Raw genomic sequence first — 13,984 nt, forward strand, 5'->3', positions numbered from 1 at the left:
CCCGAAGCCACTGACGCGCCCCCTCGGGGGGCAGCGAGCGCAGCGAGCTTGGGGGCCTCATCTAGAACAGGAAGGTGGCGCTGACCTGGAACAGCTTCTCGACCTCGCGCACCATGCGCTTGCTCGGCACGAAGGCGATGATCTGGTCGTCGCGCTCGATCAGCGTGTCGTGGTGCGGAATGATCACGCGGCGCTCGCCCTCGCGCTCGGACACCTTGCGCACGATGGCGCCGATCTCGGCGCCCTTGGGCAGCGGGATCTCCTCGATGCGCCGGCCGACCACGCGCGAGGTCTTGCGGTCGCCGCGCGCCACCGCCTGCAGCGCCTCGGCGGCACCGCGGCGCAGGCTGTACACCGCCTCGACGTCGCCGCGACGCACGTGCGCCAGAAGCTCGCCGATCACCGTCTGCGCCGGCGACAGCGCGATGTCGATCTGCGTGCCCTGCACCAGGTCGGCATAGGCGCGCCGGTTGATCAGCGCCAGCACGCGCCGCGCACCCATGCGCTTGGCGAGCAGGCAGCTCATGATGTTGTCCTCGTCGTCGCTGGTCACGGCGATGAAGAGGTCGCACTCGTCGATGTTCTCGCGCTCCAGCAGCTCCTCGTCGGTGGAGTCGCCGTTGAGCACCAGCGCATCGCTCTCGAGCTGGGTCGTCAGGTACTCGCAGCGCTGCAGGTTGGGCTCGATGATCTTCAGGCGGATCTCGGCCTCGATCGCGCGCGCCAGGCGCAGGCCGATGCGGCCGCCGCCGGCGATGAAGACGCGTTTCACCGGCCGGTCGCGCTGGCGCAGCGCGTCCAGCACCCGTCGAATGTTGGCTGTGGCGGCGAGCACGAAGACCTCGTCGCCCGGCTCGATGCGCGTGCCGCCGTCGCAGATCACGCGCCGGTCCTGGCCCTGCTCGGTGCGGCGGTAGATGGCGACGAAGCGCATCTCCAGGTCCGGCACCAGCTGCGGCAGCTCGGAGATCACGTGCCGCACCAGCGGGCCGCCGGTCACCGCGCGCACGGCGATCAGGCTGACCGCGCCATCGGCGAACTCCAGCACCTGCAGCGCCTCGGGGTAGTCGATCAGCTTGCGGATCGTGTTGGTCACCGAGGCCTCGGGGCAGATCACCTCGTCGACGGCGAAGTTGTCGTCGCCGAGCAGGTCGGCGGCGTCGATGAACTCCTGCGAACGCAGCCGCGCGATGCGCATCGGAATGCCGAAGATGCGCTGCGCGACCTTGCAGGCCACCAGGTTGGTTTCGTCCTGCGGCGCGCAGGCGATCAGCATGTCGGCATCGCGCGCGCCGGCGCTGGCCAGCACCGAGGGCTGGATGCCGTTACCCGGCACACCGCGCAGGTCCAGCCGGTCCTGCAGATCACGCAGGCGCTGCGGATCGGTGTCGATGACGGTGATGTCGTTCTTCTCGGAGGCGAGGCTCTCGGCCACGCTCTCGCCGACACGGCCGGCGCCAAGAATGATGATGTTCATGGCCGGGATCATAAGGAGATGGCATGAACGCGCCATCGGGATTGCCGGCGCTGCCGTGTCACCTGCGCGTCGCCCGGTCGGCAACGAATGCCCTACGCTAGCGCCATCAACGGAAATTGATTCCGATACACGGAACTAAGCCCGAACATGCGCAGCCAGCTGATCGATCGCCGCGACCTCCAGTTCCTGCTGCACGAGCTGCTCGCGGTGGAGACCCTGACGCAGCTGCCGCGCTTTGCCGAGCACAGCCGCGAGACCTTCGACGCGGCGATCGACAGCGCGCTGCGCATCGCCACCGAGCGCTACGCGCCGCATCGGCAGCGTTCCGACAGCGACGAACCGCGCATCGAGGCCGGCCGCGTGGTGCTGCCGCCCGAGGTGGCGCCGGCGCTGCGGGCCTTCGTCGACGCCGGCTTCCTGGCCGCCACCCACGACCACGAGGACGGCGGCATGCAGCTGCCGCGCACCGTGGCCAACGCCTGCTGGGCGCTGTTCAAGAGCGCCAACGTCGCCACCGACACCTATGCGACGCTGACGATAGGCGTGGCCAACATGGTCCACGCCTTCGGCAGCGCCGCGCAGCGCGCGCGCTGGCTGCCGCCGCTGCTCGACGGCCGGCACTTCGGCACGATGGTGCTGACCGAGCCGCAGGCCGGCTCGTCGCTGGCCGAGATCCGCGCCAGCGCAACACCGCGCGCCGACGGCCGCTACATCATCCGCGCGCAGAAGATCTTCATCACCGCCGGCGACCACGAGCTCAGCGACAACATCGTGCACCTGGTGCTGGCACGGCTGCCCGATGCGCCACCCGGCGTCAAGGGCCTCTCGCTCTTCATCGTGCCGAAGCGGCGCGACGACGGCACGCCGAACGATGTCGCGCTGGCCGGGCTGATCCACAAGATGGGCAGCCGCGGCACGACCTCGACGATGCTCAACTTCGGCGAGCGCGGCGACTGCATCGGCGAGTTGCTCGGCCCGCCGCACCAGGGCCTGGCCTGCATGTTCCAGATGATGAACGAGGCGCGCATCAACGTCGGCATCTCGGCGACGATGCTGGCCTATGCCGGCTACCTGCACGCGCTGGCCTATGCGCGCGAACGCATGCAGGGCCGCGCCACGCCCGACCCGCGCTCGCCGCCGGTGCCGATCGTGCGCCACGCCGACGTGCGGCGCATGCTGCTGGCGCAGAAGGTGGTGGCCGAAGGTGGCCTCGCGCTGTGCCTGCACGCCTCGCTGCTGGCCGACCGCGCCGAGCTCGATCCGGACGCGACGGAACGCCATCAGGCGCGCCTGCAGCTCGACCTGCTGACGCCGGTGATCAAGGCCTGGTGTTCGACGCAGGGCGTGCTGGCCAACTCGCTGGCCATCCAGGTGCACGGCGGCTACGGCTATACGCGTGAGTACCCGGTCGAGCAGCTGCTGCGCGACAACCGGCTGAACTCGATCCACGAAGGCACCGACGGCATCCAGGCGCTCGACCTGCTCGGCCGCAAGGTCGGGGCCGAAGGTGGCGCGGCGCTGGCGCTGCTGGGCACGGCGATGCTACGCACGGTGGCCGAAACGCGCGCGCTGGATGACGAGACGCTGGCGGCACACGCGACCCAGCTCGAACGCGCCTGGCACGAGCTGGCGCACACCACCGCCACGCTGCTCGCCGCGCTGCCGGCGCAGCCGCAACTCGCGCTGGCCAACGCCAGCGTCTACCTCGAGGCCTTCGGCCACACGCTGGTGGCCTGGCTGTGGCTGCGCCAGGCGGTGATTGCGCAGCCGCACCGCAATCACCCCGACGACGCAGAAGCCCGCTTCTACCGCGGCAAGCTCGCCGCCGCGCGCCACTTCTTCAGCCATGAGCTGCCGCGCACCGCGCCGCAGCACACGCTGCTGCGCAGCCTCGACGCCGGCCTGGTCGAGCTCGACGACACCTGCCTGTGAACCGGAGGCCAACGATGTCCCACATCCACACCGAGCTGCACGATGGCGTGCAGCACATCCAGCTCAACCGGCCGCAGAAGAAGAACGCGTTGACGGTGGAGATGTACGCCGCGCTGGCCGACGCGCTGCGCGCGGCCGAGGCCGACCCCGCGGTGCGCGTGATCCTGCTGCGCGGGCTGCCCGAGGTCTTCACCAGCGGCAACGATGGCGGCGACTTCCTGCACCAGCCGGTGCAGAGCCTGGACGCGCCGGTGTTCCAGTTCCTGCGCGCGCTGATGCAGGCCGAGAAGCCGCTGATCGCCGCGGTGGCCGGCGACGCGGTGGGCATCGGCACCACGCTGCTGCTGCACTGCGACCTGGTGATCGCCGCCGACAACGCGCGCTTCTCGCTGCCCTTCACCAAGCTCGGCCTGTGCGCCGAAGCGGCGTCGAGCCTGGCCTTGCCGCTGATCGTCGGCTGGCGGCGCGCTGCCGAGCTGCTGCTGTCGGGCGAGCCGATCAGCGCGGCGCGCGCCTGCGACTGGGGCCTGGTCAACCGGGTCGTGCCGGCGCCCGAGCTGCAAGCCCATGCACTGGCCGCCGCGGCGCAGCTCGTCGCCCGGCCGCCGGAGGCCGTGCGCGCCTGCAAGAGCCTGCTGCGCCGCCGCCTGCTGCCGGCGCTGGAGCAGGCGCTGGTCGACGAAGCGCACGAGTTCCATGCGCTGCTCGGCCGGCCCGCCGCGCAGGAAGCGCTGAGCGCCTTCGTACACAAGCGCGCACCGCGCTTCGCCTTCTGATTGGAGCCCCCCCAATGAACTTCGAATACTCGGACAAGACAAAGGCACTGGTGGCGCGCGTCAGCGCGTTCATGGATGAGCACATCTACCCCAACGAGCAGCGGCATGCGCGCGAGGTCGCGCAGGGTGAGCGCTGGAAGGTGCTGCCGGTGGTGCAGGAGCTGAAGGCCGTGGCGAAGGCGCAGGGTCTGTGGAACCTGTTCCTGCCCGAATCGGCGCGCGGCGCCGGCCTGACGAATCTGGAATACGCGCCGCTGTGCGAAGTGATGGGCCGCGTGCTGTGGTCGGCCGAGGTCTTCAACTGCGCGGCACCCGACACCGGCAACATGGAGCTGCTGGAACGCTACGGCAGCGCAGAGCACAAGCAGCGCTGGCTCGAGCCGCTGCTGGCCGGCGAGATCCGCAGCTGCTTCGCGATGACCGAGCCGGACGTGGCCTCGAGCGACGCCACCAACATCGAATGCTCGATCACCCGCGACGGCGACGAGTACGTGATCGACGGCCGCAAGTGGTGGTCCTCGGGCGCCGTCGATCCGCGCTGCGCGCTGTTCATCGTGATGGGCAAAACCGATCCGAACCACCCCGACCGGCACCGCCAGCAGTCGATGATCATCGTGCCGCGCGACACGCCGGGCGTCACCGTCGTGCGGCCGCTGACGGTGTTCGGCTACGACGACGCGCCGCACGGCCATGCCGAGCTGATATTCGACAAAGTACGCGTGCCGGCCTCGAACCTGCTGCTCGGCGAAGGCCGCGGTTTCGAGATCGCGCAGGGCCGCCTCGGGCCCGGCCGCATCCACCACTGCATGCGGGCGATCGGCATGGCCGAGCGCGCGCTCGAATTCATGTGCAAGCGCAGCGTGCAGCGCGAGGCCTTCGGCAAGCGCCTGGCCGAGCAGGGCGTGACGCTGGAGCGCATCGCGCAATCGCGCATCCTGATCGACCAGGCGCGGCTGCTGGTGCTGAAGGCGGCCGACATGATGGACCGCGTCGGCAACAAGGCGGCGCTGAAGGAGATCGGCATGATCAAGGTCGCCGCCCCGGCGATGGCCTGCCAGGTGATCGACTGGGCGATGCAGCTGCACGGCGCGGGCGGTCTGTCGAGCGACTTTCCGCTGGCCTACGACTACGCGCAGGTGCGCACGCTGCGCTTCGCGGATGGGCCGGACGAGGTGCACCGCAACCAGATCGCCAAGCTCGAGCTCGCGCGGTATCGCTGAGAACGACTGAACCAGGAGACGACGATGGCAGAGCATCCGTGGATCAAGTCGTACCCGGAGGGCGTGCGCTGGGACGCCGCGCTCGAGCTCGGCAGCGTGCCGCAGATCCTGGACGGCGCGGCCGCGCGCTGGCCGGGGCTGCCGGCGCTGCACTTCCAGGGCCGCAGCTTCACCTACCGCGAGCTGAAGGCGCTGTGCGACCGCGCGGCCGTCGGCTTCCGGCGCCTGGGTGTCGGCCCGGGCGTGCATGTCGGGCTCTACCTGCCGAACACGCCGCACTACCTGATCGCCTTCTTCGGCGTGCTGAAGGCCGGCGGCACCGTCGTCAACTACTCGCCGCTGGATGTCGAGCGGGTGATCGAGCACAAGGTCGAGGACAGCCGCACCGAGATCATGGTGACGCTCGACATGCCGGCGCTGCGGGACGTCGTCGAGCGGCTGCTCACCCACACGCCGCTGCGTTGCGCGGTGGTGGGCGGCCTCGCCGAGTTCAGCGGTGACACGTCGCCGGCGCGGCCTGCCGCCCTCCCCGGCGATGGCCGGCACCTGCACTTCGAGGACCTGCTGGCCAACAGCGGCGACTACGAGCGCTACCCGCTGCGGCCCGACGCGGCGATCGCCGTGCTGCAGTACACCGGCGGCACCACCGGCGAGCCGAAGGCCGCGATGCTCACGCATGCCAACCTCAGCGCCGCGTGCGGCCAGATGTGGGCCATCGTCAACGGCCGGCCGAAGATGCTGGACCTGGGCAGCGAGCGCGTGCTCGTGGTGCTGCCGCTGTTCCACATCTATGCGCTGGTGGCCGACATGCTGTTCGGCCTGATGATCGGCGCCGAGCTGGTGCTGCAGCTGCGCTTCGAGGTCGATACCGCGCTGGAGGTCTTGTCGGAGCGGCTTATCACCGTGTTCCCCGGCGTGCCGACGATGTTCGCGGCGATCGTCGACCATCCGGACATCGCCCGCTTCGATCTGCGCGCGCTGCGCCATTGCGGCTCGGGCGGTGCGCCGCTGCCGCTGGAGGTGGCTCAGCAGTTCCAGCGCCTGACCGGCTGCAGCCTCGGCGAAGGCTGGGGCATGACCGAGACCGCGCCGACGGGCACCTTCACGCCCGCCTTCGGCCGCCGCAAGCCGGGCTCCTGCGGGCTGCCGGTGCCGGGTGTGCGCATCAAGATCGTCGACATCGATGACCCGGCGCGCGAGCTGCCGCTGGGCGAGCGCGGCGAGATCTGCATCCAAGGCCCGAACGTGATGCAGGGGTACTGGAAGCGGCCCGAGGCCAGCGCCGCGGCCTTCACCGCCGACGGCTACCTGCGCACCGGCGATGTCGGCCGCATGGACGAGGACGGCTTCGTCTTCATCGTCGACCGCTGCAAGGACATGATCCTGTGCAGCGGCTTCAACGTCTACCCGCGCAATATCGAGGAAGCGATCTACGAGCACCCGGCCGTCGCCGAGGTCTGCGTGATCGGCGTGCCCGATGCCTACCGCGGCCAGTCGCCGAAGGCCTTCGTCAAGCTGCGCCACGGTGCGGCGGCGTTCGCGCTCGACGAGCTGAAGCAGTTTCTCGCCGACAAGCTCGGTCGGCACGAGATGGTGCAGCAGCTGGAGCTGCGCGCCGAGCTGCCGAAGACGCCCGTCGGCAAGCTGTCGAAGAAGATGCTGGTCGAGGAGGAGCAGCGCAGGCGCAGCCGCGAAGCGGCGACGAGTGGGTCAGAACTGTCCGCCTAACGCCTGGTTGACGCGGTCGCGCAGCTGCATCAGGCGCGGCCCGACCTCGCTGATCAACTGGTCCTTGGCGAGCTGGCGCGCCGGCACGCTGCAGCTGAAGGCCATCACGCGGCGGCCGTCGCCGGACAGCATCGGCACGCTCACCGCGTGCACGTCCTTGTTCCAGTCGCCGAGCGACAGGCACAGGCCGTGGCGCGCGTAGTCGCGGAACGCCGCTTCGTAGTCGCGCTTGACCAGCGGCCAGTCGTCCTTCCTGACCGCCTTCTGCGCCGCTGCCATCAGCCGCTCGCGCTCGGCCGCATCGAAGGCCGCCAGGCAGGCGCGCCCGACCGCGGTGGTGCCGCGCGGCACGCGTTCGCCGACGCCGACGCGCAGCGCGAAGGTCGGGTTGCCGTGCACGACTTCGAGGAACACCATGTGCTCGGCCTGCGGCGCAGCCAGTGTGACCGTGGCGCGCATGTCGGTGGCCAACTGCTGCATCAGCGGGCGCGCGATCTCGCGCACGTCGAGCCCGGCGAGGTAGTTGACGCTGAACTGCACCACCGCCAGGCCGAGCGAGTACTTCTCGATCGACGGCTGGAAGTCGAGGTAGCCGAGCTCCGTCAACGTGTGCGTCAGCCGCGCGATCGTCGAGCGCGGCATGCCGGTGCGCGTGGCGAGGTCCTTGTTGCCGAGCGCGCGTTCACCGCGCTTGAAGCAGCGCAGGATCGCGAAGCCGCGCGCGACGGCGGTGACGAAATCGGGATCGTTGCGCTGTGCTTCGGTCTCGGGCGGAACCTCGGGCAGCTCGGGCTTCTTCTTCGTCATGCCTTCGCGCGCAGCGGCAGCGATTCGACCTGCTCGTTCCACAGCGCCGAGCCGACCAGGTTCGAGCCGCCATCGACGCCGATCACCTGGCCGGTGATCATGCGTGCCAGCGGCGAGGCCAGGAACACGGCGGCCTGGCCGATGTCGTCCGGCGTGCCGTAGGCGCGCAGCGGGATCGACTTCTTGTTGACCTCGTCGAAGGCCGGGTTCGACAGCCGCTTCAGCCCCTCGGTGCCCTCGATCGGCCCCGGCACGATGCTGTTGGCGCGGATGCCGTGGCGGCCCCATTCGACCGCCAGGTTCTTCATCATGATGTCGATGCCGGCCTTCGCGGCGGCCACGTGCAACTGGTAGGCCTGCGGCACGAAGGCCTGGCCGGCGGAGATGAAGAGCAGGCAGCCGCGGGTGGCTTTCAGCTGCTCGAAGGCGCCGCGCGACGACTGGAAGGCGCCCTGCAGGTCGATGTCGATCACCGTGCGGAAGCCGTTCGGGCTCAGCGCCTCGGCCGGGCACAGGAAGTTGCCGGCGGCGCCGCAGACCAGCACGTCGATCGGGCCGAGCTCGGCCTTCGTGCGCTCGAACGCCGCGTCGAGCGCTGCGGCATCGCGCACGTCGGCCACCACCGGCAGCACGCGGCCGCCGGTGTGGGCGTTGAGCTCGCGCAATTCACGCGCCGCGGTGTCCAGCTTGTCCTGCGTGCGGCCGCAGATCGCCAGCTGTGCGCCGAGCGCGGCGAAGTGGCGCGCCACCCCCAGGTTGATGCCGCTGCCGCCGCCGGTGATGAACACCGTCTTGCCCTGGAACAGCGTGGGCGGGAAGAACTGATCGATCACCATCGGGGTACTCCTGACGCCTCTCAGACCTCGAGCCACTCCTTGCGCACGTAGGCGTTGGCCTTCAGCTCGGTCGGCGTGCCCTCGAAGACGATCTGCCCGTGACCCATCACCAGGCAGCGCTCGCTGACTTCCAAAGCGATCGTCAGCTTCTGCTCGACCAGCAGCACCGAGATGCCGCGGCGCTTGAGCTCGCGCAGGTATTCGGCGACCAGCTCGACGATCTTCGGCGCCAGGCCTTCGGTCGGCTCGTCGATCATGATCAGGTCGGGGTCGCCCATCAGCGTGCGGCACAGCGTCAGCATCTGCTGCTCGCCGCCGGACAGCACGCCGGCCTCCGTGTGCTGGCGTTCCTTCAGCCGCGGGAACATCCCGTACATGTCGTCGAAGCCCCAGCGCGGCTGCTTGGCGCCGCGTTTCTGGCCGAGCATCAGGTTCTGGTGCACGGTGAGCTTCGGAAAGATGTCGCGGTTCTCCGGCACGTAGCCGATGCCGAGGTGCGCGATCTCGTAGGCCTGCTGGCCGAGGATCTGCTGGTCGCGCCAGGTGATCGAGCCCTGGCCCTCGACCAGGCCCATGATGCTCTTGACGGTGGTCGAGCGACCCGAGCCGTTGCGCCCGAGCAGCGCGACGATCTCGCCCGGCGGGACCTCGAAGTTGACCCCGTGCAGCACATGGCTCTTGCCGTAGAAGGCGTGCAGGTCGTGCAGTTTCAGCATCGCTCGAGTTCTCCGGGTTCAGTGCCCGGCCGGCGCGGCGGCTTCGGCCGCCTGCGCATCGGCCAGCACCGAGCCGAGGTAGGCCTCCTGCACGCGCGGATTGGCGCGCACCGCATCGGGCACGTCGAAGGCGATCACCTCGCCGTAGACCAGCACCGCGATCTTGTCGGCCAGGCCGAAGACCACGCCCATGTCGTGCTCGACGGTCAAGAGCGTCTTGCCGGCGGTGACCTCGCGGATCAGCTGGATGAAGCGCTTGGTCTCGCTCTTGCTCATGCCGGCGGTCGGCTCGTCGAGCAGGATCACGCTGGAGCCGCCGGCGATCGTGATGCCGATCTCCAGCGCACGCTGCTCGGCATAGGTCAGGTTCATCGCCAGGTGGTCGCGCCGGCGCTCGAGCTTGATCATCGCCAGCACTTCCTCGGCGCGGTCATTCGCGTCGTGCGCGTCGGCCAGGAACTTCCAGAAGGCGTAGCGGTAGCCCTGCGACCACAATACCGCGCAGCGCAGGTTCTCGAACACCGACAGCCGCGTGAACAGGTTGCTGACCTGGAAACTGCGCGACAGGCCGCGGCGGTTGATCTGGAACGGCGTCATGCCGTCGATGCGCTGGCCATCGAGCAGGATCTCGCCGCTCGAGGGCCCGAAGCGGCCGCTGATGAGATTGAACAGCGTCGACTTGCCGGCGCCGTTCGGCCCGATGATCGCGACCCGCTCGCCCGCCTTCACCGCCAGGTTGGCGCCGCGAATGATCTCGGTCTTGCCGAAGCTCTTGCGCAGGTCGCGCAGCTCGACTGCAAACGCGCTCACAGGGCCTCCCTCCGCTTGATTTCCTTCTCGATCTCTTCCTGGATCACGCCCCACTCGCGGCTGAAGCTGCGGCGCGTGAGCTCGAACATCAGCATGCCGGTCAGCATCACGAAGACCGCGCCGAACCAGCTGTCGAGGCTGCCAGCGTTCAGCGTCGCGCCGAGGAAGTTCATCTTCGGGCCGAGCGCCGCGTTCAGCTGCAGGTGGTACATCATCTCGATCATTGCCGCGGCGCCGATCAAGGCGATCAGCGCCGCGCCACCGAGCGCCAGGTACGAGGTCCAGACCCGCCTGAGCTTGCCGAACATCGCCAGCCGCAGGTTCATCATGATCAGGCTGGCGATGCCGCCGGGCGCATACATCACCATGAACAGGAACACGATGCCCAGGTACAGCAGCCACGCCTGCGTCAGCTCCGACAGCAGCACCAGCGCAATGACCATCAGCACCGCACCGATGATCGGGCCGAAGAAGAAGGTGGCGCCGCCGAGGAAGACGAACAGCAGGTAGGCGCCCGAACGCGCCGCGCCGACGACCTCGGCGGTGACGATCTCGAAGTTCAGCGCCGCCAGCCCGCCCGAGATGCCGGAAAAGAAGCCGGCGACCATGAACGCGAGGTAGCGCACGGTCTGCGTGCTGTAGCCGATGAACTCGACGCGTTCGGGGTTGTCGCGCACGGCATTCAGCATGCGGCCGAGCGGCGTGCGCGTCAGCGCGTACATCAAGGCGGTGGAGATGAAGCAGTAGATCGCGATCAGGTAGTACAGCTGGATTTGCGGGCCGAACGTGATGCCCAGCACCGGCTTGCCGATCACACGGTTGCCCGAGATGCCGCCTTCGCCGCCGAAGAACTCCGGAATCATCAGCGACATCGACCACACCAGCTCGCCGATGCCGAGCGTGATCATCGCGAAAGTGGTGCCGGACTTCTTGGTCGTCACGTAGCCGAGCACCGCGGCGAAGAACAGCCCCGCCAGCCCGCCGACCATCGGCACCAGGCTGACCGGCAGGTTCAGCGTGCCCGCGGTCACCAGGTTCAGCGTGTGAATGGCGAGGAAGGAGCCCAGGCCGCTGTACACCGCATGGCCGAAGCTCAGCATGCCGCCCTGGCCGAGCAGCACGTTGTACGCCAGGCAGACGATGATCGCGATGCCCATCTGCGACAGCATCGTCTGCGCGAAGCTGCTGGTCCACAGCAGCGGCGCCACGGCGAGGATCAGCGCGAAGCCGCCCCAGATCAGCCAGCGGCCGACGTTGATGGGGCGAAAGTGGACGTGCGGACGAGTCTCGTGAACGTGCATGGTCAACCTTCGCGCGTGCCGAGCAGGCCCTTCGGCCGGAAGATCAGCATCAGCACCAGCAGCAGGTACGGCAGGATCGGCGCCGCCTGCGACAGCGTGATGCGCAGCAGCGGCCAGCCCGGGGTCGACGGGCCGATCTGGCCACCCATCGCGTTGATCGCATCGGCAAACGACTTGTCGACGGTCAGCGGCAGCGTCTGGATCAGGCCGATCAGGATCGACGCGACGAAGGCGCCGACCAGCGAGCCCATGCCGCCGACGACCACCACGACGAAGATGATCGAGCCGACGACACCGGCCATCGCCGGCTCGGTGACGAAGGTGATGCCGCCGATCACGCCGGCCAGCCCGGCCAGCGCACAGCCGCTGCCGAAGACCAGCATGAAGACACGCGGCACGTTGTGGCCGAGCGATTCCACCGCTTCCGGATGTGTCAGCGCCGCCTGGATCACGAGTCCGATGCGCGTGCGCGTCAGCAGCAGCCACAGCGCCAGCAGCATCAGCAGCGCGACCAGCATCATGAAGGCGCGGGTCATCGGGAAGCGCGAGCACTGGGCGACCTTGCACAGCGCTTCGGGCGCAGTGCCCAGCACGATCGACAGCCCGTCGGCGCCTTGCACGACGGTGAACGCCGCGCCGGCGAGCAACGCCGGCGGATCGAAGGGCAGCGGCGTGCGGCCCCAGATCAGCTGCACGACCTCGAGCACGACATAGGTCAGTCCGAAGGTGATCAGCAGCTCGGGCACGTGGCCGAACGCGTGCACGCGGCGCAGCGCCGTGCGCTCGAAGCCGGCACCTGCGAGGCCCACCGCGAGCGGCGCCAGCAGCAGCGCCGGCCAGAAGCCGACCAGCCCGGTCAGCGTGTACGCGAAGTACGCGCCGATCATGTAGAAGCTGGCGTGCGCGAAATTCAGCACGCCCATCATGCTGAAGATCAGCGTCAGCCCGGAGCTGAGCATGAACAGCAGCAGCCCGGAGCTGACGCCGTTCAAGGTGTTGATCAGGACTTGGTCCACCGGCCTCTCCGCACTGTCGTCATCGAAGAAAGGGCCCGTCGGAGTGTTCCGCCGGGCCCGCCTCGTTCAAACGAAAGCGAAACTCAAGGACGCTTCATCTGGCACGACGTGGGCGTTGAGGCCACGTAGGGGTCGTAGGCCTTGACCAGCGCGAAGTTGTGGCCGGTGTTCTCGGCGCTGTAGTTGTTCTTGGCGTCGGCCTTCTGCCACACCGCGATGTACACCGGCTGCTGCAGCTGGTGATCGCTCTTGCGCATCTCGACTTCGCCGTTGAAGCTCTTGAACTTCAGGCCTTCCATCGCCGCGGCGACCTTCACCGGATCGGTGCTCTTGGCCTTGGCCATTGCGTTGGACAGCAAGCCGATCGCATGCTCGCTGGCACGGGTCGTCCAGTCTTCCTTGAAGCGCGCCTGGAACTCGTCCATGATCTTGCGCTGGTCGCCGGTGGCGCTGTCGGTCGCGTAGCCGACCTGGTACACCTTGCCGGCGGCGCCGGGACCCAGGGTCGTCGGCGTGCCCGGTGCGGCGCCGTAGTAGGTGTAGAACTTGACGTTCAAACCGGCCGCATCGGCGGCCTTGACCAGCAGCGACAGGTCCGAGCCCCAGTTGCCCGTGACCACCGTGTCGGCGCCGGAGGCGCGGATCTTCGCGACGTAGGGCGCGAAGTCGCGCACCTGCGCCAGCGGATGCAGGTCTTCACCGACGATCTGGATGTCCGGCCGCTTGCGCTGCAGGTTCTCCTTCGCGTAGCGCGCGACCTGGTGGCCGTGGGCGTAGTTCTGGTTCAGCAGGTAGACCTTCTGGATGTCCTTCTGGTCCTTCATGAAGGTCGTCAGCGCTTCCATCTTCATCGACGTGTCGGCGTCGAGGCGGAAGTGCCAGTAGCTGCACTTGCTGTTGGTCAGATCGGGGTCGACCGCGGCGTAGTTGATGTAGACCACTTCCTTGCCGGGATTGCGCTCGTTGTGCTTGGCCACCGCATCGGACAACGCCAGCGCAGCGCCGGAACCGGCGCCTTGCAGGATGTAGCGCACGCCCTGATCGATCGCCGCCTTCAGCACGTTGAGGCTTTCCGCGGGGCTCAACTTGTTGTCGAACGGCACGATCTCGAATTTCACGCCGGCCGGGTTGCCCTTGTTCGCGCGCTCGGCGGAGTACTGGAAGCTTTTCAGCTGGTTCTGCCCGATCGGGGCCATCAGGCCCGACAGCGGATCGATCCAGGCGATCTTCACCGTCTCGTCCTTCTGCGCATGAGCCGCCGAAGCGCCCACCACGAGCATCGCCGCCATCGCAATACTGGCCAAACTCTTCGAATTCCGCATGTCCGTCTCCGACAAATTGATGCACTGCAACCAGCGCGAGAAG

The 13,984-nt window shown here is 68.5% G+C and carries 12 protein-coding genes; 4 read left to right on the forward strand and 8 right to left on the reverse strand.

All coding sequences use genetic code 11. The features are described from left to right. Positions 1–61: 61 nt before the first annotated feature. Positions 62–1,477, reverse strand: coding sequence for a Trk system potassium transporter TrkA (gene trkA / locus HLB44_RS17120; RefSeq protein ID WP_173124694.1), 1,416 nt, complete (start codon positions 1,475–1,477; stop codon positions 62–64). A gap of 147 nt (positions 1,478–1,624) precedes the next feature. Between trkA and HLB44_RS17125 the strand changes: the two genes are divergently transcribed. The 4 genes from HLB44_RS17125 to HLB44_RS17140 are packed head-to-tail and all read left to right on the forward strand — an operon-like array spanning position 1,625 to position 7,133. After that, entirely contained in the window at positions 1,625–3,409 is a 1,785-nt protein-coding gene (locus HLB44_RS17125; RefSeq protein WP_173124696.1) for an acyl-CoA dehydrogenase, read from the forward strand. A 14-nt stretch (positions 3,410–3,423) separates the two neighbouring features. Further along, positions 3,424–4,185, forward strand: a complete 762-nt coding sequence (locus HLB44_RS17130; protein ID WP_173124698.1) for an enoyl-CoA hydratase-related protein — start codon at positions 3,424–3,426, stop codon at positions 4,183–4,185. Between the two features lie 14 nt (positions 4,186–4,199). Beyond that, entirely contained in the window at positions 4,200–5,405 is a 1,206-nt protein-coding gene (locus HLB44_RS17135) for an acyl-CoA dehydrogenase family protein (RefSeq protein WP_173124700.1), read from the forward strand. Between the two features lie 24 nt (positions 5,406–5,429). Then, positions 5,430–7,133, forward strand: coding sequence for a long-chain-fatty-acid--CoA ligase (locus tag HLB44_RS17140; protein ID WP_173124702.1), 1,704 nt, complete (start codon positions 5,430–5,432; stop codon positions 7,131–7,133). Here HLB44_RS17140 and HLB44_RS17145 read toward each other — a convergent pair. The 7 genes from HLB44_RS17145 to HLB44_RS17175 form a co-directional block, all read right to left on the reverse strand. Beyond that, positions 7,116–7,940 (reverse strand): IclR family transcriptional regulator, encoded by an 825-nt coding sequence (locus HLB44_RS17145; RefSeq protein ID WP_173124704.1) that lies wholly within the window; start codon positions 7,938–7,940, stop codon positions 7,116–7,118. The genes HLB44_RS17140 and HLB44_RS17145 overlap by 18 nt on opposite strands. Continuing rightward, entirely contained in the window at positions 7,937–8,776 is an 840-nt protein-coding gene (locus HLB44_RS17150; protein WP_173124706.1) for an SDR family oxidoreductase, read from the reverse strand. Before HLB44_RS17150 ends, HLB44_RS17145 begins: the two co-directional genes overlap by 4 nt. A 20-nt stretch (positions 8,777–8,796) precedes the next feature. Then, entirely contained in the window at positions 8,797–9,492 is a 696-nt protein-coding gene (locus HLB44_RS17155; RefSeq protein WP_173124708.1) for an ABC transporter ATP-binding protein, read from the reverse strand. Positions 9,493–9,510: 18 nt separating this feature from the next. Beyond that, complete coding sequence (locus HLB44_RS17160; RefSeq protein WP_173124710.1) at positions 9,511–10,302, reverse strand: ATP-binding cassette domain-containing protein; 792 nt, start codon at positions 10,300–10,302, stop codon at positions 9,511–9,513. Then, the gene (locus tag HLB44_RS17165) at positions 10,299–11,603 is read right to left on the reverse strand and encodes a branched-chain amino acid ABC transporter permease (protein ID WP_173124712.1); all 1,305 of its coding nucleotides are present in this window, start codon (positions 11,601–11,603) and stop codon (positions 10,299–10,301) included. The genes HLB44_RS17160 and HLB44_RS17165 overlap by 4 nt, the downstream gene beginning before the upstream one ends. A gap of 2 nt (positions 11,604–11,605) precedes the next feature. Next, on the reverse strand, positions 11,606–12,562 hold the full coding sequence (locus HLB44_RS17170) for a branched-chain amino acid ABC transporter permease (protein ID WP_217283727.1): 957 nt from the start codon (positions 12,560–12,562) through the stop codon (positions 11,606–11,608). A gap of 140 nt (positions 12,563–12,702) precedes the next feature. Next, positions 12,703–13,908 (reverse strand): branched-chain amino acid ABC transporter substrate-binding protein, encoded by a 1,206-nt coding sequence (locus tag HLB44_RS17175; RefSeq protein ID WP_246312317.1) that lies wholly within the window; start codon positions 13,906–13,908, stop codon positions 12,703–12,705. Positions 13,909–13,984 lie beyond the last annotated feature (76 nt).

It is taken from the genome of Pseudaquabacterium terrae (assembly GCF_013266755.1).
Classification (GTDB): domain Bacteria; phylum Pseudomonadota; class Gammaproteobacteria; order Burkholderiales; family Burkholderiaceae_C; genus Pseudaquabacterium; species Pseudaquabacterium terrae.